This is a genomic window from Sphingomonas sp. GW821-FHT10F11 (genome assembly GCF_058809095.1).
In genome coordinates this window covers 23,660-41,985 of sequence record NZ_JBXASH010000001.1, presented here as the reverse complement: position 1 = coordinate 41,985, position 18,326 = coordinate 23,660, and the positions used below count along the sequence as shown (strand labels likewise).

General features: G+C 59.2%; 20 protein-coding genes, 1 tRNA gene and 1 pseudogene. 9 read left to right on the top strand and 13 right to left on the bottom strand.

Translation table 11 applies throughout. The features are described from left to right. Positions 1 to 40: 40 nt before the first annotated feature. The gene (locus AC1RT8_RS00220) at positions 41 to 1,192 is read left to right on the top strand and encodes a glycosyltransferase family 4 protein (protein ID WP_493072907.1); all 1,152 of its coding nucleotides are present in this window, start codon (positions 41 to 43) and stop codon (positions 1,190 to 1,192) included. Between the two features lie 194 nt (positions 1,193 to 1,386). Here AC1RT8_RS00220 and AC1RT8_RS00215 read toward each other — a convergent pair whose 3' ends face one another. Next, complete coding sequence (locus tag AC1RT8_RS00215; protein ID WP_493072904.1) at positions 1,387 to 1,707, bottom strand: DUF2218 domain-containing protein; 321 nt, start codon at positions 1,705 to 1,707, stop codon at positions 1,387 to 1,389. A 90-nt stretch (positions 1,708 to 1,797) separates the two neighbouring features. Then, positions 1,798 to 2,376, bottom strand: coding sequence for a PadR family transcriptional regulator (locus AC1RT8_RS00210; RefSeq protein WP_493072902.1), 579 nt, complete (start codon positions 2,374 to 2,376; stop codon positions 1,798 to 1,800). A gap of 137 nt (positions 2,377 to 2,513) precedes the next feature. Between AC1RT8_RS00210 and AC1RT8_RS00205 the strand changes: the two genes are divergently transcribed. From AC1RT8_RS00205 to AC1RT8_RS00185, 5 genes are all read left to right on the top strand, one after another. Continuing rightward, entirely contained in the window at positions 2,514 to 3,827 is a 1,314-nt protein-coding gene (locus AC1RT8_RS00205; RefSeq protein ID WP_493072900.1) for a replication-associated recombination protein A, read from the top strand. Further along, positions 3,824 to 4,174 carry an MmcQ/YjbR family DNA-binding protein gene (locus AC1RT8_RS00200; RefSeq protein ID WP_493072898.1) on the top strand — a complete coding sequence of 117 codons (351 nt, stop codon included), beginning with the start codon at positions 3,824 to 3,826 and terminating at the stop codon, positions 4,172 to 4,174. Before AC1RT8_RS00205 ends, AC1RT8_RS00200 begins: the two co-directional genes overlap by 4 nt. Continuing rightward, positions 4,171 to 4,521 carry a hypothetical protein gene (locus tag AC1RT8_RS00195; protein ID WP_493072896.1) on the top strand — a complete coding sequence of 117 codons (351 nt, stop codon included), beginning with the start codon at positions 4,171 to 4,173 and terminating at the stop codon, positions 4,519 to 4,521. The genes AC1RT8_RS00200 and AC1RT8_RS00195 overlap by 4 nt, the downstream gene beginning before the upstream one ends. Then, positions 4,505 to 5,371: a hypothetical protein gene (locus AC1RT8_RS00190; protein ID WP_493072894.1), complete on the top strand. Its 867-nt coding sequence runs from the start codon at positions 4,505 to 4,507 to the stop codon at positions 5,369 to 5,371. The genes AC1RT8_RS00195 and AC1RT8_RS00190 overlap by 17 nt, the downstream gene beginning before the upstream one ends. A gap of 18 nt (positions 5,372 to 5,389) precedes the next feature. Continuing rightward, positions 5,390 to 5,465, top strand: a tRNA-Thr gene (locus AC1RT8_RS00185). Between the two features lie 541 nt (positions 5,466 to 6,006). Here the strand turns inward: AC1RT8_RS00185 and AC1RT8_RS00180 are convergent. The 5 genes and pseudogenes from AC1RT8_RS00180 to AC1RT8_RS00160 form a co-directional block, all read right to left on the bottom strand. Then, positions 6,007 to 6,981, bottom strand: a pseudogene (locus AC1RT8_RS00180) (recombinase family protein); the annotation flags it as partial. After that, a complete protein-coding gene (locus AC1RT8_RS00175; protein ID WP_493072892.1) occupies positions 6,978 to 7,247 on the bottom strand; it encodes a hypothetical protein in 270 nt (89 codons plus the stop codon). The pseudogene AC1RT8_RS00180 and the gene AC1RT8_RS00175, both read right to left, overlap by 4 nt. Before the next feature lie 222 nt (positions 7,248 to 7,469). Then, the gene (locus tag AC1RT8_RS00170; protein WP_493072888.1) at positions 7,470 to 7,838 is read right to left on the bottom strand and encodes a hypothetical protein; all 369 of its coding nucleotides are present in this window, start codon (positions 7,836 to 7,838) and stop codon (positions 7,470 to 7,472) included. Between the two features lie 15 nt (positions 7,839 to 7,853). Continuing rightward, positions 7,854 to 9,485, bottom strand: a complete 1,632-nt coding sequence (locus tag AC1RT8_RS00165; protein WP_493072885.1) for a type IV secretory system conjugative DNA transfer family protein — start codon at positions 9,483 to 9,485, stop codon at positions 7,854 to 7,856. 82 nt (positions 9,486 to 9,567) lie between these two features. Next, a complete protein-coding gene (locus tag AC1RT8_RS00160) occupies positions 9,568 to 9,690 on the bottom strand; it encodes a hypothetical protein (protein ID WP_493072882.1) in 123 nt (40 codons plus the stop codon). 256 nt (positions 9,691 to 9,946) lie between these two features. Here AC1RT8_RS00160 and mauJ point away from each other — a divergent pair, with 256 nt between their 5' ends. Next, positions 9,947 to 11,254 carry a methylamine utilization protein MauJ gene (gene mauJ, locus AC1RT8_RS00155; protein WP_493072880.1) on the top strand — a complete coding sequence of 436 codons (1,308 nt, stop codon included), beginning with the start codon at positions 9,947 to 9,949 and terminating at the stop codon, positions 11,252 to 11,254. A 527-nt stretch (positions 11,255 to 11,781) separates the two neighbouring features. Here mauJ and AC1RT8_RS00150 read toward each other — a convergent pair. Both AC1RT8_RS00150 and AC1RT8_RS00145 read right to left on the bottom strand, forming a co-directional pair. Then, the gene (locus AC1RT8_RS00150; RefSeq protein ID WP_493072877.1) at positions 11,782 to 13,737 is read right to left on the bottom strand and encodes a WD40 repeat domain-containing protein; all 1,956 of its coding nucleotides are present in this window, start codon (positions 13,735 to 13,737) and stop codon (positions 11,782 to 11,784) included. 56 nt (positions 13,738 to 13,793) lie between these two features. Next, positions 13,794 to 14,108, bottom strand: a complete 315-nt coding sequence (locus tag AC1RT8_RS00145) for a hypothetical protein (RefSeq protein WP_493072875.1) — start codon at positions 14,106 to 14,108, stop codon at positions 13,794 to 13,796. A 399-nt stretch (positions 14,109 to 14,507) separates the two neighbouring features. On the opposite strand from AC1RT8_RS00145, the gene AC1RT8_RS00140 reads away from it, so the two are divergent. Beyond that, entirely contained in the window at positions 14,508 to 14,966 is a 459-nt protein-coding gene (locus AC1RT8_RS00140) for a hypothetical protein (protein ID WP_493072873.1), read from the top strand. 47 nt (positions 14,967 to 15,013) lie between these two features. On the opposite strand, the gene AC1RT8_RS00135 is transcribed toward AC1RT8_RS00140, so the two are convergent. The 3 genes from AC1RT8_RS00135 to AC1RT8_RS00125 form a co-directional block, all read right to left on the bottom strand. Then, entirely contained in the window at positions 15,014 to 15,229 is a 216-nt protein-coding gene (locus AC1RT8_RS00135) for a hypothetical protein (RefSeq protein ID WP_493072871.1), read from the bottom strand. Between the two features lie 256 nt (positions 15,230 to 15,485). Then, a complete protein-coding gene (locus AC1RT8_RS00130; RefSeq protein ID WP_493072869.1) occupies positions 15,486 to 16,076 on the bottom strand; it encodes a hypothetical protein in 591 nt (196 codons plus the stop codon). Then, positions 16,073 to 16,507 (bottom strand): hypothetical protein, encoded by a 435-nt coding sequence (locus tag AC1RT8_RS00125; RefSeq protein WP_493072867.1) that lies wholly within the window; start codon positions 16,505 to 16,507, stop codon positions 16,073 to 16,075. The genes AC1RT8_RS00130 and AC1RT8_RS00125 overlap by 4 nt, the downstream gene beginning before the upstream one ends. 215 nt (positions 16,508 to 16,722) lie before the next feature. Between AC1RT8_RS00125 and AC1RT8_RS00120 the strand changes: the two genes are divergently transcribed. After that, positions 16,723 to 17,292 (top strand): tyrosine-type recombinase/integrase, encoded by a 570-nt coding sequence (locus AC1RT8_RS00120; protein WP_493072865.1) that lies wholly within the window; start codon positions 16,723 to 16,725, stop codon positions 17,290 to 17,292. Here the strand turns inward: AC1RT8_RS00120 and AC1RT8_RS00115 are convergent. Further along, the gene (locus tag AC1RT8_RS00115; protein ID WP_493072862.1) at positions 17,289 to 18,227 is read right to left on the bottom strand and encodes a hypothetical protein; all 939 of its coding nucleotides are present in this window, start codon (positions 18,225 to 18,227) and stop codon (positions 17,289 to 17,291) included. The genes AC1RT8_RS00120 and AC1RT8_RS00115 overlap by 4 nt on opposite strands. Positions 18,228 to 18,326 lie beyond the last annotated feature (99 nt).

Here is an 18,326-nt window from a genome sequence, read left to right as displayed (position 1 = left end):
AGAGATTGGCGTTTCGCTCCGGCAGGTATATGCGCCCGCAATGCAAGCGAAAGACCTCCGCGTCGCGCTGTTCAGCGGCAACTATAATTATACACGCGACGGCGCGAACCAGGCGCTCAATCTTCTCGTCGGCCATTTGCTGAAACAGGGGGCGACGGTGCGCGTCTATTCCCCGACCAGCCGCCGCCCCGCCTTCGCCCCAACCGGCGACCTGGTCAGCGTGCCCTCGCTCAAGCTTCCCGCCGGCCGCGCGGAATACAAGCTAGCCCGAGGCATGCCGGCGAAGACGCGGGCTGATGTCGACGCCTTCGCGCCGAACCTGATCCATGTCTCGGCACCCGACTGGCTCGGCCACGCCGCGGTGCGTTATGCCGAGAAGAACCACATCGCCTCGGTCGCGTCCTATCATACGCGGTTCGAGACCTATGTCCGCTATTACGGCATCGGCTTCCTCGAGCCGATCATCATCAATGCCCAGCGCAAATTCTATTCGCGCGTCGACGAGGTGCTCGCGCCGAGCCAGATGATGGGCGAGATCCTGCGCGACTGGGGCGTAACGGCGCATATCTCGCGCTGGTCGCGCGGGGTGAACCACGACCGGTTCAATCCCGGCCGCCGCGACATGGAATGGCGACGCGGCCTCGGCATCGCGGACGATGAGATCGCGGTCGGTTTCCTCGGCCGGCTGGTGAAGGAAAAGGGCCTCGACGTGTTTGCCGAGGCGATGCACGCACTCGACGCGCGGGGCGTGCGGCACAAGACGCTGGTGGTGGGCGAAGGCCCGGCGCGGGACTGGTTCGCGCAGGAGATCCCCGACGCGGTGTTCGCCGGATTCCAGTCGGGCGATGATCTGGGCCGCGCGGTCGCCTCGATGGACGTGTTCTTCAACCCGAGCGTGACCGAGACCTTCGGCAACGTCACCCTCGAGGCGATGGCGGCGAAGGTGCCGGTGGTCGCGGCACGGGCATCGGGCGCGGTCGGGCTGATCGATGACGGCGTCACCGGGTTGATCGTCGATCCGACCGACATCCAGGGCTATGCCGACGCGTTGCAGCGCTTCTGCGAGGATGACGCCTTCCGCCACGCGGCCGGCGAGGCGGGACATGCCAAGGCCGCGGGCTATCGCTGGGAAACGATCAACCAGGCGGTGCTCGACACCTATCTGGCGGTGCTGGAGCGGCGGGGGAAATAGTCGGATCGTCATCGGCCGGGGCGGCCAGGCGCCCATTTGCCGGGCGCCCATTTGATAGTCGAGTGTGACCAAATCGACGCGTCACCCCGGACTTGTTCCGGGGTCCACGGCGCCGCAAACCATGCCGATGGATGTGCGGCACCGTGGATGCCGGAACAAGTCCGGCATGACGGTTAGGTTTGGTCGGAACGACTCTAGCTGGCGTGCTTCCAGTCGAAGGGCAGCGGCGCTTCGCGGAAGGCGAAGCGGTCGAGATGGCGTGCGACAGCGCCCTTGAGGCCTTCGAGCTGCTCAGGCGAGGTTGCGTCGATCCTGACGTCGATCGCGTCGGGGTGGGCATCAAAGGTTGCCAGCCCGTCGCCGGGATAGTCGGCGCCGCGCGCGTCCTTCGGGAAGACCACGGTACCGTGCTCCGGCGTGAATTCCACGGTCAGGTTGTGCTGCCAGTGCTTGCAGAGCTGCTGGAGATATTTGCTGCCGCTTGCCGTGGGCACGCTGGCGGTTGCGCTGTGCATGAGCGCGGTCCTTTCGTCGTTCGTTCATCCATGCCGGCGACCGGGTCGATGCCCAGCCGCCGGCGCAGGAGTTGCAGGCGCGTCATGCGCTTATTTCAGCCGCTCGATCTTCTGCGCGGCTTCGTCGATCAGTGCCGCGACCTGGTGCAGCACGTCGCTATCGACCTCGCTCGCGCCGAGCTTCTGCTGGAGCACCGCCTTGAGATTGCCCATGGCCCGGCGGACCGGTCCGCCGCTGGTACGCTCGCGCATCGATCCGAGAGACTCGAGCCGGGCGAACAGCGCCTCGACCTCCTCCTCGCGCTCAGTGAGCAGGGCCTTGCCGCTATTGGTGATCTCGTAGAGCTTCTTCGCGCCCTCGGACTTCTGCTCCTCGATCAGGCCCATGTCGTCGAGCATGGTCAAGGTCGGGTAGATTACGCCGGGGCTCGGCGCATAGGCGCCGCCGGTGCGTTCCTCGATGTCGCGGATCAGGTCGTAGCCGTGGCGTGGCTGCTCCTCGAGCAGCTTCAGCAGGACGAGGCGAAGCTCGCTGCCGTCGAACATCCGGCGGCTGCGGCCGCCGCGTTCGCCCTGCCCGAACACTTCCCATTGGAAGGAGAAGGGACCGCGCGTGAAGCGCCCGCCCCGGGGACCGAAATGGTGACCACGCATATGGTGATGAAACATGTATCGTCTTTCCTTTTGTATATCACGATGCGTCTAAGATATATCTTGAATCGATTTTGGCAAGAGGGAATTTTTCGAGGGGCGCGGCGCGGGATGGCGGGGTGGCACCATCCGGCCGTCCACCCTATGTTCCAGGCATGGCCGACCTTTTCGCCACCTTCGATCCCCCCGCCCGCGAGGCGCTCGCCGAGAACGCGCCGCTCGCCGACCGATTGCGCCCGCAGCGGCTCGAGGATGTCGTCGGTCAGGAGCATCTGACGGGCCCCGAGGGCGCGATCGGGCGGATGGTCGCGGCGGGGCGGCTGTCGTCGATGATCCTGTGGGGCCCGCCCGGCACCGGCAAGACCACCATCGCACGGCTGCTGGCGGATGCGGTCGACCTGCGGTTCGTGGCGATCTCGGCGGTGTTTTCCGGCGTGGCCGACCTGAAAAAAGCGTTCGCCGAGGCGCGCGAGCATGCGCGGATCGGCAAGCGCACCCTGTTGTTCGTTGACGAGATCCACCGTTTCAACCGCGCGCAACAGGACGGTTTCCTGCCCTATGTGGAGGACGGTACCGTCACCCTGGTCGGCGCGACGACCGAGAATCCGAGCTTCGAACTCAATGCCGCGTTGCTCAGCCGCGCGCAGGTGCTGATCCTGCAGCGGCTCGACCGCGCCGCGCTGGAGAAGCTGCTCGACCGGGGCGAGGAGATCGAGGGGCGCCCCCTGCCCCTCACCGCGGAGGCGCGCGACGCGATGATCGCCAGTGCCGATGGCGACGGGCGCTTCCTGCTCAACCAGGCGGAGACGCTCTTTTCGGTCGACCTGCCCGAGCCGCTCGATCCGGCCGGGCTGTCGGCGTTCCTGCAGCGGCGCGTCGCGGTCTATGACAAGGACCGCGAGGGGCATTACAACCTCATCTCCGCACTGCATAAATCGATGCGAGGGTCCGATCCGCAAGCCTCGCTTTATTATCTCGCGCGGATGCTGACCGCGGGCGAGGAGCCGCTCTACGTGCTCCGCCGCATCACGCGCTTCGCCAGCGAGGATATCGGGCTGGCCGACCCCAATGCGCTGGTGCAGTGCCTCGCCGCCAAGGACGCATACGAGTTCCTCGGATCGCCGGAGGGCGAACTCGCGATCGCTCAGGCCTGTCTCTATTGCGCGGTCGCGCCCAAATCGAACGCAGCCTATACCGCGCAGAAGGCCGCCTGGCGCAGCGCGAAGGAAACCGGCTCGCTGATGCCGCCGCAGAACATCCTCAACGCCCCGACCAAGCTGATGAAGGATATCGGGTACGGCAAGGGTTACGCCTACGATCACGATACGTCGGAGGGCTTTTCCGGGTCGAACTACTGGCCCGAGGAGATGAGCCCCCAGACCTTCTACATCCCGACCGATCGTGGCGTGGAGAAACGAATCGCGGAACGGATGGCCTATTGGCAGGAGTTGAAGGAGCGCGGCGGATGAGGCTCGACTGGAACAGCATCACGGCATTCGCGCTCGGCCTGCCCGATACGGAAATGTCGACCAGCTATGGCAAGCCGGCGGTCAAGATCGTCTCCAACGGCCGCGCCTTTCTCCATCCCAGCCGGGAGGCGGATTCCTTCGTGCTCGCGATCGACATCGACACCAAGGAAATGCTGATGGAGACCGATCCGGACACCTTCTGGCAGACCCCGCATTATGAGGGCTGGCCCGGGGTGCTGGTGCGTTACGACAGCAATGATCCAGAGCGAGTCCATGCGATGATCGAGCGGTCCCGCGACTGGAGCGCCGCACGGCCGCGATCGAAGCCACGCAAAGCCAGGGCATGAGCTTCACCTGGGACGAGGCGGTCGCTTTCGCCCTGACCTTACCGGGTGTGTCGATGGGGACCGGTGCGCGGGGATCGACCTCGCCGCAGGTACGCGGGAAACAGATCGTGTCGGAGGGGCGGACGCCGGGCGATTTCGTGCTGCGCGCGACGCGTGAAGAGATCGGCGTATTGATCGAGACCGACCCGGGCTGTTTCTGGCAGACGCCGCAATATGAGGGCTGGCCCTGCGTGCTGGTGCGATCGATAGCGGCGGACCCCGACCGCCTGCGCGCACTGATCGAGCGCGCCTGGTGGGACCGTGCGTCCGGAGCTCAACGGAAGAGGCGCGGTGGCGACCGCCCCTGACCATTTCACCCGTTTCGCGGCGATCGACTGGTCGGGCGCCAAAGGCCAATCCCATCCCGGCATCGCGCTGGCGGTATGCGAGGCTGGCGACGCAGCGCCGGTGATCATCGATCCGCCGGGCAAGGCCTGGTCGCGCACCGAGATCCTCGAATGGCTCCGCGCCCGCGCCGACGAGCCGTTGCTGACGGGGTTCGATTGCAGCTTCTCGCCGCCGATCCTCGAGCGCGGCGCCTATCTGCCGGGCGAGGATACGCCGCTCACCTCGCGCCCCTTCTGGGCTTATGTCGATACCGCCAGCCCCGATATGGATCTGGGTGCCGCATCCTTCCTGGAAAATCGACGAGGCCGGCATTTCTATCTCGGGGCGGCCGACGGACCGAAGGCAAGCTTCATCCATCTGCGCCGCAGCGAGGCGCACTACAAGGCGAGCGGCGGCCACAAGCCCTCTTCCCTTTATGATGCGATCGGGGCGGCTCAGGTGGCGAAGGCAAGCTTCGCAGGCATGCGATTGCTTCACCATCTCGGCACGGCAATTCCCATATGGCCGTTCGATCCGGTGCCGGACAGGGGCGCTATGATCGTCGAAATCTACACTTCGATCGCAGCCCGCGCGGCGGGCAAGCGCAAGGGCCTGAGCAAGTTCCGCGATGGCGAAACGCTGGATGCGGCGCTGGCCGTCATGGGATCGAAGCCGCACGTCCCGCTCGCGCGCTATACCGACCACGCGACCGACGCGATCCTCACCGCCGCATGGCTGCGCGCCAATGCGGGCCGCGCAGATCTCTGGCATCCGCAAGGCCTGACCGCTGACATTGCGGAACGAGAGGGCTGGACCTTCGGCGTCGTCTGACGCATTGGGCGGCCACGTGCCGGTTTAGCTCAGCTGGTAGAGCAGCGGTTTTGTAAACCGAAGGTCGCGGGTTCGATTCCTGCAACCGGCACCATCCCCCCAAATACCCCACCTTGATTGCAAAAAAGCTTGAAAGGTGAAGTGGTTAGGGCGGTTCTAAACCCGCTTTCACGGACGTATTCCAAGCGGTCAGCAAAGACCAGTTGCAGTACCATTTGCCGCAATTTCAATTGGCCAGAAGCCCATAGTTTATAAGGACTTGCGAGGAAAATCTTCGCGGTTCTAAATGCATCTTCGAAGCTTCCGAGCGGGCGACCGCAGTTTGCAAGCTTTTCTCGCAGCTCGGCCTTGCGCAGTTCGTGCTCATGGATTCGCTGCTCGTAGGCCTCGCGAACCGCTTCCACCTTCGTCTTCACGATGTAGTCCAGAAGTTGGCGAACATCCTGCTCGATCTGCCTGATTTCGGTGTTCAGAGATTTCGTCCGCTCCTCTGCCCCTTCCGCCATTTGATGCCACAGCGCCTGCAATCCATCCAACACCAGCGAATATGCGGACGGCGTTGGCGTGAGCGACCGCAACAGATCGTCAAACTGCCCTTCGATAACCTCGCGGCGGATCGTGCGAGAGTAAGCTTCGCACCCCTTGTTGAAGCAGTGGTAATAGGCATGGCGGGAAACGCGGCCTTTGGCCCAATAGGCGGTTAGCGGCTTTTGACAGCAACCGCACACGACAAAGCCGCGCAAGGGAAATTCCTCGCTGTGTTCCTTGCGGACGGTTCCTCGCGCTCCGGCTTTAAGGCGCTTCTGAATCTTTTGGTAAGTTTCCATCGAGATGAGCGCCGGATGCGTGGCGCGGCGCAGGGCCACGTCCCATATCGGCCTGTCGATATATCCAGCGTAAAAGGGATTGGTGAGCATCCGATGGGCGTATTCATCGCGAACGCGCCCCGTGGAATCGCGCGGGTACTCCGGTTGATCTTGGAGGTATCGCGCGACTTCGGCCTGCGTTGCCAACTGACCGCAGGCGAAGGCTTCCAGCGCATTCTTGACGATGGTCGCGACAGGCTCAACGAGTTCAATAACCGCGCTATCCTTTTTGCTTTGCTTCGGGCGAAAGCGATAGCCTTTCGGGACTTGAAAGACCCATTGGCCACGCAGAAAGCAGCCCTGCATCCGCCTGCGCGTCTGCTCGGCGTTCTGTCTGCGGAATTCGCCGTTCATGGTCGCCTCGACCATTTCCAAGACATCTTCTTCCGGGTCATCCTTGTAGACGCGTCCCGGAGATTCCAGTTTGCCGCCTGCGCCAAAGATCGCATCACGGATCGCGAGGTGCGCACGCATGCCCCGCGCGATACGGTTGAGGTGGTCAACAAAGACGCGCGTGCCGGGCTTGCGCTTTTTCAGAAATCTCACGGCATCGTTGAGCCCATCGCGATTAGCGGTTTTCCCGGTAAGATCGTCACGGAACACCTCTAGGACTTTGACGCCTTTGCGCTCCATATAGTCGCGCAAAAGAGCTTCCTGCGACTCAAGGCCGTGGCCTTCCTCGACCTGTTTCGGGTCGGAGACGCGGCAGTAAATGATGCCCTCGTTTTGACGATCTGATTTCATAGGCATTCGCTTCCTGCCGCCCCCTTGGCAGCCTCTTCAAATATTGATGTCACGGTCTTCTCTGATTCTACGGCATATTCAGATGACGGAGGATCGCCGAGCCAACTTATCCCCAAGAGATTTTCGCCCGCTTCGGCCCCGTGCCAAAAGTAGCGTGCGATGAATTCGAGAACATCGCTGAGGACAGAGAAATGCTCGCGCTGCTGAGCTTCTGTCAGGCCGCTATCGGCATAATGGTGGGCGAAGTCGGCATATTCGAGGGGCATAGGAAACACGTTTCTCCGCCGAGCCTTCGCGCGGCGGTTCAGAGTAAGAGGTTGATGGGAAATACCGCCATCGCCCGCGCATCTTGGGGGTTTGCCCAAAACGAAAAGGCCCCGCGCGAATGGCGGGGCCTTGGTTACGCAGTGAGAGCGAAACAGCGCTAATCAGATCACAGGGGCAAGCCCGAAAGCAAGGAATTTTATCCTAAGAATACAGTCGTATGCCTAACGCTCACGGTCGAAATCCTGCTGCAACGTCCCGGCGTTGCGGCCCCGGAACTGGCTGCAATCTTTGGCAACGGCGGCTGATTGTTGCGCGGACGCTTGTTGGGCAACGGTCTGGACATTGCCGTTGCTTGCATTGTCAAACCCGGTCTCGAACCCGATAGCCGCGCGCTGGAGATTTGCGCGCACATGCTGAAAGCGAGCTTCTTGCTGTTGCGCTTCGATGGCGTTCACTGCCGGGGTGATGGGTCCGCCCGGCGTATATTCCGGCGTTGCGCGCGGCGCGCGGCGTTGTTCGTACAATTGTAAAAACTCCGCGCGCGTAGAGATATCGGGCGGTGCCGCGCCAAGGGGAACGTGTCTGGACATAGCCATTCCTTTCCGTCACCAAGGCCGGTGACCGGCGACATATCGCACGGTGCCTGTCTGGGTCTGGGGGTATTCAGACAGGTGCACCCGGACACTCTCCGTTACGACCTGGTGCCAGCGTTTGCCCCAGAAGCCGCCAAGTTTCACGCGGTCACCGTCGTTCGAATGGTACGGGTTGGGAAGCCAGTAACCGTTTAAATCCGGCTGCTCCCAGTAGGGGAACTTATCGATGAGCAAGGGCGGCACCTCGCAGCCGGATAAGAATCCGATGGCGTTGCGGTCGGGCAGCGCGAGTACCTCGTCCTGCGAAATCAGCGGGCGTTGCATCTTGCTACGATTTTGCGCAGCCTCGCCGTAGTGTGAGAAGTCGAACGCTGATGCGAACGGGTCGCCACCATTCATGACGTTCCGCGCGGCCTCCCACTGGTGACGCCGCGCCGCCTCGCGTGCGAGATTGTCGTCGTATTGAAGGGTCTGATTACCGCACATGCGCGCGATGAAGCTTGCCGTCTCGGGATCGCGCGTCCCCAGAAACAAGCGATATTGGGCGCTTCCCATCAGGCTCTGGATCGCTTCGCGGTCAAACGCGCGCGAGATTTGCGCGAGGTCCTGATAGACGGCGATTACGCGCAGACCCATTCCGCGACCGTATGAGAAGCAACCGATAAGCCCTTCAAATCGGCCTAGTTGTCCGGCCTCATCGACGATGAGCGTAACGCTCGGCGAGTCCGGGGCCTGTGATTTGTAGAGGCGCGTGACCATGAAAATCACGCGGAGCAACGGAGCCCAGAGCCCAACATACTCGATAGGGATGTTGAGGAAGACGCTGACGCTTCGCGCGGGATTGACGATCTCGGCGAGCGAGAAATCCGGCACCTCAAGAGCCGTTTGCAACATCGGATCGGCCATGAATCCGAGGTGTGAATGAAGGGTGCTGACGATGCCGCTGAACTCGCGGGGCGCGTCACGTTTCTTTTCAGGAATCTCCCCGCCGATGCGCTGCACGTCATCGAACCGTGATCGCGTCATCGCATCGAGAATGGCAGCGAGATATTCCGGGTCGGCGCTGATCGCATTTGCCACGCGGTATAGATCGGGCAGGCTCGCACGCCCGGTAACCTCAACGAGAACCTTCATAATGGCGACGAGATATTGGCGGGCGGTGATCTCGAAGTGCTGACCGCTCGGGCTCCCGCTCAGCGGGATCAGGGCTTCGGCTATGAAAGTGCAATTCGTATGGAGCAACGGGTCGGACAGGCATAGAATGTCGAGGACGTTGAGCCGATGCTGCGGCAGGATATGCGGGTGTAGCCCGCATGGGTTGAAGCAGTAGGCGAAGGCTTTCCAGCGGGCGAAATTGTGGAGCGTCACGGCGGCGATTTCGCCACGCGGGTCGTTGACGACAACGCGCTCGCCGTTGAGTTGCATGAGCAACGGCCCGAGTACGTCCCTGAACTTCCCGCTGCCCGCACCACCGACCACAAGCCAGTGGCCGTCCGATTTCAGTTTCAGGCGGCGGCGCATGTGCCGATTGAGAAAGAAGCCGATAGGCAGTCCGTCACTGCCGAACAGGCCCGCTCGTTCGAAGTCGCGCTCGTTCGCCCAGCGGGCGGAACCGAAGCGCATTTCTTCCGCGTCGAAATGCATATGAGTATCCTTGAATGCCGGAACGGGCGACGGGATTGCTCCCGCCGCCCGCCCATGAAGTGCCGCTGTGACGGCTGCTATTTCAGAAGATGATCGCCAGAATGACGATCACGACGATGACGCCGACGATGATCTCGCCGACACTCGTCCCGCTGGGAGGGCGCGGAACGCCGATCAGGCCGGGCTTGAAGTCAATAATGGTCATTGGCTGCTCCTTAGTTAGGGGTCGCCGCGACAAGTTCGCCTCGACGTGATTTCCAACTACGGCAGCGTCGCGCGTGGTTTGGGGGCTTAGAGAAAGCGTCGGCACCGATTGGTGCAGCGGAACGATCCTATGGCTATCCGATGCAAACCTGTGATACATCGAACAAAGTGGGAACGATTGCCGCCAACGAGCCGCGAGGTTTAGCTTGGCGGCGTGAGATTGAGAGCGGCGGAGCGGCGCCGATGGGCGGGCGATGATGGCTGAAATACCGGAACTGAAAGACATCCTGCGCGGAGAACTTGCCGAGCAGGCGGATTGGATCGTCGCCAATCTGGACACCTCTATTAGCTGGCCCGTGGAAGCCCAGAAGGTTGCATATTTGGGGACCGAGTTCTGGCTGGTGCCCGTTACGCGTGAAAGCTACCCTGCGGTTGCGACGAAGCGCCACGCCGAGTCCCGAGAAGAAGCGCGTTCGAGGTTGATGCGTTTTCTTAGCGCGGTTTCGTGGTCAGAGAGCGCCGGGATCATGGTGGATTCCTTTGGGGGCGGAAACTTGCCGAGGCCGATGGGCAGGCAGAAATCATCTGGCCTGACGATCACACAAGATTTGAATCTCACCTATCTGCCCGAGCCAACCGATGACAGGGGCAGATTAGCCATTGCCCTGATGCGCGAAGCGCGTGGCCTAAATCACCCGGCCTACGCGTTCCTAACCTTCTACCGAGTGTTGGAGGCCGCAATTCCTGCGCCGCATCCCGCGCGCGACAATTGGATTACCGCCAATCTTGGGAGACTGCGCAACCCTCATGCACAGGACGCGCTGAAGGCGTTGAATGCCGCTGGGGTGCTCAATGTGGCTGACCACATACGAAAGGCGCGCAGACATGCAATTGCCCATGCTGGCACTGGAGCAATTATAAATCCCGACGATGTTAAGGAAAGCGACAACATCCGATCCGAACTCCCAATTATGATCGGGCTAGCTGAATTGGCTATCGAAGAAGAGATAGGAATTAAGACGCGGCACACGGTATGGAAGGAGCACCTCTTCGAACTTGAAGGGTTCAAGAACCTGCTTGGTGCGGATCGCGTGCAAAGCATCGTGGACAGAGTTGCGCCGCCCGATGGTGAGGTGATCGATCTGCCCCTGATTGACATCGAGCTTCGCCGTCGCGAGCCTTACGCGCCGCTCCAAAAGATGCAGCCGTTTCATGCGTCCCAAGTCGAAAACCGCCTCCAGCTTGTCTACGCGTCGCCCGACGATCTCGTGAAAATCATTTTCGAACTGGATTTTGAGCAGGAGCGCCTGCGTTTCGACTGGAACGACGGAATCCTTGCGAACGATGACGGGTCAGCAAATGCGGCGAGGCACGCTGCCGAACTGACCCGGTTCGTCAGCGACTATCTCGGCAACGGGGAACTGCACATATTTGAGAGCGACACGCGCGAACTTCTGTCGAGGGTTGATGCGTTCATCCCGGTGAACTTTTGGGCGAACCATGATGCGCTGAACTCGCAGATTCAGCGGTGGAAAGAAGAAGCAAGCCAACGCGAGGCCGCATGATGAGCCTCAACATGTACGGAGGATATGATGATTTCCGTTGATGACGTTATTGCGCGCCACAGAGCCGAACGGGATCGAGAATTGGAGGCGGCGCGAGATATCGACAACGGGCGATGCCGATTTTTCGAGGCGAATGGCGGGGAGCCGATGCGGGACGTTACGACTGAACGGCGCGCAGAACATCAGCGGATTGCCGACATATTGGACTCGACTGCTTTGTGGCTGGAGGGCCGCTCTCAGCAAGTGAGCTAACGCGCGACGGCACACTTTTAGCCTTGGGGGTTTCGGGGAAGCAGGGCCGCTTCCCTGAATGGTGATCAAACGGCCACCCGTTTGAATGGTGCTGGTCCGGCTCGATGCCGATGAAGCACCACAGGCGGAAAGGATGCAACGGAGAGAGCGCAGCGGCTCCTTGCCAAGATGCACGGGTATTACCCGCGCACATCTTGCCGTCCGTCTTTTCAGGCACATCTTGCCGTCCGCCTTTTCAGGCACATCTTGCCATCAGCCCAATGCGCATCTTGCTGTCAAGCGTCATGCTTGCCGGCCCCTTTGCCCGCTTCTACGCGCCAAAACCAACAGACATCTTTTTGCCTAGATACCAGCACGCCCGCGTTTGCCTGGTACTCAAATTGCCCCGTTTGAGAAAGATCGCAATCAGCTTCACCCCACTGTTCTCCATCGGGGTTGAAATGACGGATTTTACCATCCGTCCCCCATGAAAATAGAGTCAAAATCTCGGGTGCCCAGATCAGGCCCAAGGCCGTCCCCGTGTGCTTGCCAAAAATCCGATGCGTATCCTCCTCGCTCCGCCAGCATCTAATGACACCGTCCGCCGACCAAGAAAAGAAAGATCGAACATCGTTAGCCCAGAGGCCACCTAGAATCTCAGCCGGGTGCCCATTAATCTGATATTCTATTTCTCCCTTTAAATTCCATATTGATATCGTACAATGATCAGTCAATTGAACAATTTTTCTTATCTCCGGAATGAAACAGCAGCCAAATTTTTGATTTAGTATCCCAAAATCTGGTTTCACATCTTCCAAAAGAATGGTATCCACGGCCGCATAGAACTTTTTCTCATCTCCTTCGAGATCGGTTTCAAACATCTTCTGCCATAGAAATGACGCTTCTTCAAGAGAGCCAGACTCTCCAATAAACCACCGATAATTACTCCAAAAAACGAAACGGTCTCTCAGCCCCAAGTGCAATTCTTGTATCTCCCGCGTCGATATCATAGGGGAGAATAGCTCAGCAGCCCACAACCAATCCTTCATCATTTTGGCGCAAAAGGCGTTAGAATTGTATCTTATTTGACGCTTTACGATAAATTCTCTGTCTGAGAGCAGCTTGACTAATAATTCCATTTCCTTAGCTCGATGCACCTCCAAGTTCCGAAGGGCATAGTTGCCTTCTCCTAGTAAATCATGCTCTTCTAGCGCCAGAGAACGTTTATATATCGCGAAAATTCTGAGCAGATACGCTGGGGCATATTCAACCCAATGATTTGAATAATATTGCCTATTATCCTCCAGCGTGACTGATATCCTACGCAAATATATTATCGCCCTCTGGCCTAGTTTATATAAAAATTGATTACGAACCCTCTCTGACGAAATCGAAAATTCTGACGTCGATTTACTATTAGATATTTTAATCCATTGCCGAATCTCACTAGGGATCGTAAAAACAGGCGGCGGACCAGAGTCCCGTCCATGAGTCTGGGTGTAGAAATTTTCGGAAATTGGGCACTCTGCGCATATCAATATACAGAAAAAGTCTCCCCACACATTCCAACAAGGAGCACTCGTTAAATTCTGCCATATCCCGTCAATTTCCTTCGATATTTCATGTGGCACAATCTCTCGACTATCGCGAGATGAGTTGTAATGAATATTCTTGTTATTTACGGAATACTCTAAATATTCTAATACGTTCTTTGTTGACTCGGCGAGATCCGACGATGGAGGAAAATTTTTGTTGACCTTCTCAAGACTAACTCGCTCTCGCCCAAATACCAACTGCTGAACATCCGGTGAAAGGCTGGAGACTGATGAGTCGACTATCAACCTGTCATGTTTTATGCTTGGCCGATCCGCGAATGGGATAGGTCGACGGTAAACGTCACCCAGTCCAACTTTCTTATAGAGCGTATTCCCGCCTTCTTGGTCGTGTGTCCAAAGCCATCCCAAAAGGGGTAGCACGCCCTTCTGAAACTGACCTTTGGGTATGCGAACTCGGATATGGTTCAGCTTACTGAGGTCGGATTTTCCAGGTGGCAGTTCGACATGAAAGTGAGAAAAAAATCGCTTCAGCAGTTTAAAAAACTCCTGTCGCTTCGATGAATGGCCGCTACCATCGCCTAGCTCCGCCGCCTCCCAAACGGCTTCAACAAGGGCACGGCGGCGAAACTCGGTTTTCTTTATATAGTCAGCATCGCGCGGGTATTCGCCAGCATCGTTTTCCATCGCCTGCGACACGAAGAACCCTCTTGTGGTTGCTCGCGCAGCAATCTCGCATCAATCGGATTGCATAGCTAGGGTGAGGGTGTGTGGCCCGGCGCGTCCTGCAAGTCCTTCTCCGCACTTAATTGCTCACCGTTAACGAAGAAGTCTTCAAGTGTCGTATTACCTGTTTTGGGATCACGATAAGTCAAGGCAGGGCCGTCGGATCGATGTGTACGGTTATGATTAAACCACTGCTCAACATAAGCTACGCCGGTATCAGCATCACGGTGAATAAGCGCAGGTGCGCCAACGCGATGTAGTTCACCACGCAACTTCCAACGCTCGTATTCGACTACGCCGGTTACCGGATTTTGCCGGATTTCAACTTCATACGTTTCGATCATATGCCATTTTTTGTTATGTTATGAGGCAAATGTTATGATATTACATAACTGACAATTGTGCAACAAGATTCGGCGCTGTTTGACGCTCCCTGTAGCCGGGGCAAATCCTCAGGCCCGCAGTTGCAGTATTGAAACGCGCGTCAGGAAAATGGCGTCATTCGAGTCTGTCGGCGGAGCGCGGCCTCGCCGCTCCAGAGCGCCTTGACGTTCCAGCCCGGCAATTTGCCCCGGCTACACGTTCCCTCACCAAATACTCACCAAAATCACCAAAGTCTCACTGACGACAGCAACGCGCCGTTAGGGCAGCAGAATCGGGCTGGGCGACGGCCCGGTCGGCGAGGGCATTCCGCCCCCGTCGGGAGCCGACGGGCTCCATCAACTCGTTTGATGGAGGACTAGATGTCCAAGTTGCCGAAACACTGCCCTCGCTGCTTCTTCCGCCAGCTAAAGGCGACCTTCGCGTCCAACGACAATGAGAATGGTTGGTGCATCTACCTTCCCTGCGACTGCGAAATCGCCGACCGATTCTATATCACGCGTACAGGCAAGGCGGTTGTCGATCTTGGCAAGCCGCGCCGGCAGATTCCCGATTGGGTCTGTGACACGATTGAGCGATTTGATCGGGCAGGCGGGAAAGCCTTCTACCGCCGTAGTGGCCTAGCCTTCGATTTGGCGAACCTTCCGGATTTCGGCGAGGCGTTTGGTGAGGATGGATCAGCCAGCAACGTGAGAGATCTGATGAATTGCTCGGTTCACATACCGGGCCGTGTACTTCAGCCGATGCGCGACCGGGCGCGGCTGATATCGACGGCACTTCACATTGAGCGGATGGATTTGGTCGCCCGTCACAATTTGTAATGGAGAAACGGCGACGTGAAAGCGCCGCCGTTTCGGTTGGGGCGGCTCTAAACGAGCCGCCCTTGTCCCTCGTCGTCGCGGGGCTTGATCGCCCGCATCACGATGCGGCCCGCGAGAGGCACGGCATCGCAGGAAATCGAGAAGCCGAAACCGTCCTTGTTCGGCCATGCTGCTCCAATCGGAGTCCAGTAACTCCTATCGCCAGAGCCCGTGACGCTGTAAATTCGGTGGGTTGGTTTGCTGTTCGATTGCGTGGTGGTCATGATCTTCTCCTTTTTCCGCCGCGACCATTCGCGGCTTCGTGGGAGAGGACTCGGAGCGGGCCGTCGGAGCCGCCGATCAAACCCCGCGCGTATGCGCGCCAGCGGGGCGGAGTTGCACAACCCCGGACCTGATCCGGGGGCGGAAGCGAGCCGGGTTGATTGGCGGCGCGGCTCGATCAACGCTCCCGTAGAGATGCCGCTTGATGGTTAGCGCTGAAAGAGGTGAGGCCAAAAAGCTGAAAGTCAGATATCCGAACTACGGCGCGGTGCAATTAACGCCAAAGTCGTAGCTGGTGGTCCCATCGACCGTGACCTCTGCCTTTCGCATGGGTAGGGTCCGGCCCTTAAATGTTTCGGGATAGTCCCCGCGCCAATCGAGATCGCTATCCGCGACGTAGGCGTAAAAGTAGATTTCGGGTGATGCGGTAAGAATCCGCGCGTCGCCCTGCAATTCGAGGAACAAGTGCTGGCCGGGATTCACTTGCCACGACCCGTTTGTCGTCCACCCGTTCTTCGGGTCGTTCCATTTGACGAACAGGCGAACTTCGCGGGCGCAATCGTTCTTGAACCAGATCGGATGGGGACCGGGTGTGGTCGCCCTGCCAATGCGCCCGACATAGGCCGAAAGTACTGCTGCGCCGATCAGCAGGATGAAGCCGGATATGAGAAACGCCTTGAGCGTATGCAGCAGGAACACAAGGATGCGCGCCGCGCCGTAGGCAGCTATCGCGGCGGCAAGAGCGCCGGGGACGCCGTTCACGGCATAGCCGACAAGTCCGCAAACGATTGCCGCCGCAACGCCGAGGCCATTTGCCTGTTCGGTTGCGTCAATGCGCTCGGCGCTCACCGATAATATTCCCGCACGACATCGCGGATCACGCGGGTAAGTTCGGGGCCGGAAATCGTGTTGGGGTTGATCGGGTTGGTGACATGATGGCCTTTTGCGTAGATTTCGAGGGCAGGCACCGTGTCGTCCGGGCCAACGAATATGCCTTCGACGGCGTAGCCTTCAAACACCGCCTGCTGGATCGCACTGCGGAGTTTGGACCAATTCGCCTTCGTCACGCCGAAAATGACAATAACGGGTGCCGTCTTGGTGAATTGCGCTGCCGAGAATCGAACTGAGTTCGGCCCAGCCTTTCGCGCATCGCTGAGCGGGACATTGATGTCGGCAGCGGAAGCGGCGCGCGTTTGGGCCAGTGCGGTCGATGGCTGCGCCGCTAGGGCAGCCGCCACGACAAGTGCGGCGCATTGGGAAAAGCGAAAAGGTGATTGCATGTAGTCCTCCCGCCCCTGCGGGAAGAATCTAGGACCATGCAACCGTATCTACAATTTTGTCGCAGCGTAATCTTGTATTATCATAGGCTTATACTCGCGGCCCTTTCGCTGATCTACTTTAGCGTTTGGGTAAAACGCGCAGAAATCCGCGCCTACGAAAAATATTGGCGCAACCCTATTGTAGAAACTGTCGCATGGTCGGGAGAGCCTTACTCATGTCGTTCATCCAACTCGGCCAATGGCAGGTGCGCGATTCCACAGGGCGACGCAAATATGTGAGCGCCGCCGAACGCGCGCGCTTCCTCAATGTCGCCGATGGGTGCGCGCCAGAAGTACAAGCGCTGTTCTACACGCTGGCGCATACGGGGTGCCGCGTGACCGAAGCGCTCGAACTTACCCGCGACCGCATCGACAATGAGGCTGGTGTGTTGGTCTTTCGAACGCTCAAAAGGCGCAAGACCGTCTACCGCACAATGCCGGTGCCGGATGCACTCATACAAATGCTGCTGGCGCTTCCGGGTCGCGCCGATGGCCGTGTTTGGAAGACCCACCGATCCACGGCATGGCGCTGGGTCAAGCACGCGATGATGCTGGCGCAAATCCACGGACCCATGACCTGCCCAAAGGGATTGCGTCACGGCCTGGGCATTCGTGCGGCTGCGCAGAAGGTGCCGCCGAACCTGATTCAGAAGTGGCTCGGTCACAGCAGCATCGCGACCACGGCAATCTATCTCGATGCCGTGGGGCTTGAAGAGCGCGAATTTGCCGCAAGGATGTGGGATTAAGGCGCAAACTCTTTCGTATCGCTTGCCATGACAACACGCTTGTTAGCCTCAACAGAATTGTGATTGAGATTGGCACTGACTGCGCGACGGTCTGATCCCTCGGCATCGGTTACCGCGTCGGCAGCTATAACCTTCGCGCGGTTGCTGTCCGTCTGGAGCGTAGCTTCGCCGAGTTGCTGCGCCCCCAACACGGTTGCGGCGCGGCGTTCGGCAAGAATGCGCGCCTCATCCGTATCAGCGCTTTCAATATCCTGTTGCGCTCCGATCACATCGAGCCTTTCGAGTGCGACCTGATCGCGGCGCTTCACCTTCGCGTTCCATAGCGTTTCAAGTTTGCCGTCTTCACGGTCGAGGTCGCGCCGATGGCGCTGGATCACGTCGAGCAAGTCGTCGCGTTTTGCTTCTTCGGCGGTGATACCAGCGGTGCGCAACAATGAGGCATAGGCGGGATCGCTCGGGTCCTTGCCCGATCGCTTGAGGCGTTCAACCTCATCGAGCGCTTCGAGGGACGCCCCTATCTCGGTGCGGCGAGTCTCGATGTCATCAATTTCCCGGTTCAATGCTTCCAATTCGGCGTCGAGGGCTGCGAGGCGCTCAGCAAGTGCGGCACGGTACTGTTCGAGGGCAACGCGCACATCGCGGTGACGCTCTTCCTCGTGCCGGGCGATTTGAAGTTTGCGGGCGGCGGCCAATGCGCCGGGCAGGATGAAACTCGGGCTCGCTTCGGGGTTAGCATCCCCCTTGTTCAAGAACCCCATGCCAAGGTTGAAGCGGTCGCGGTCGGCGATTTCGCTGCCCTGCAGGGCAGTAGATTTGCGAAGCAAATCTACTGCTGACGAAAAATAATTGGTGAGCAAACCGCCCGCGTTTCGCGGCGGTCGATACATATCGGGGATGGCTGATTTCAGCCTGTCAGTTTCGGCGTCCAGCGCCATTTGCCCTCTATGGTTCCCGCGCTTCTGCCGTCGCGAAACCACCTCAATTCTACCTGAGCGTGCGTGAAAAAATGGTTAACAAAATGCAAACGGTGGGGG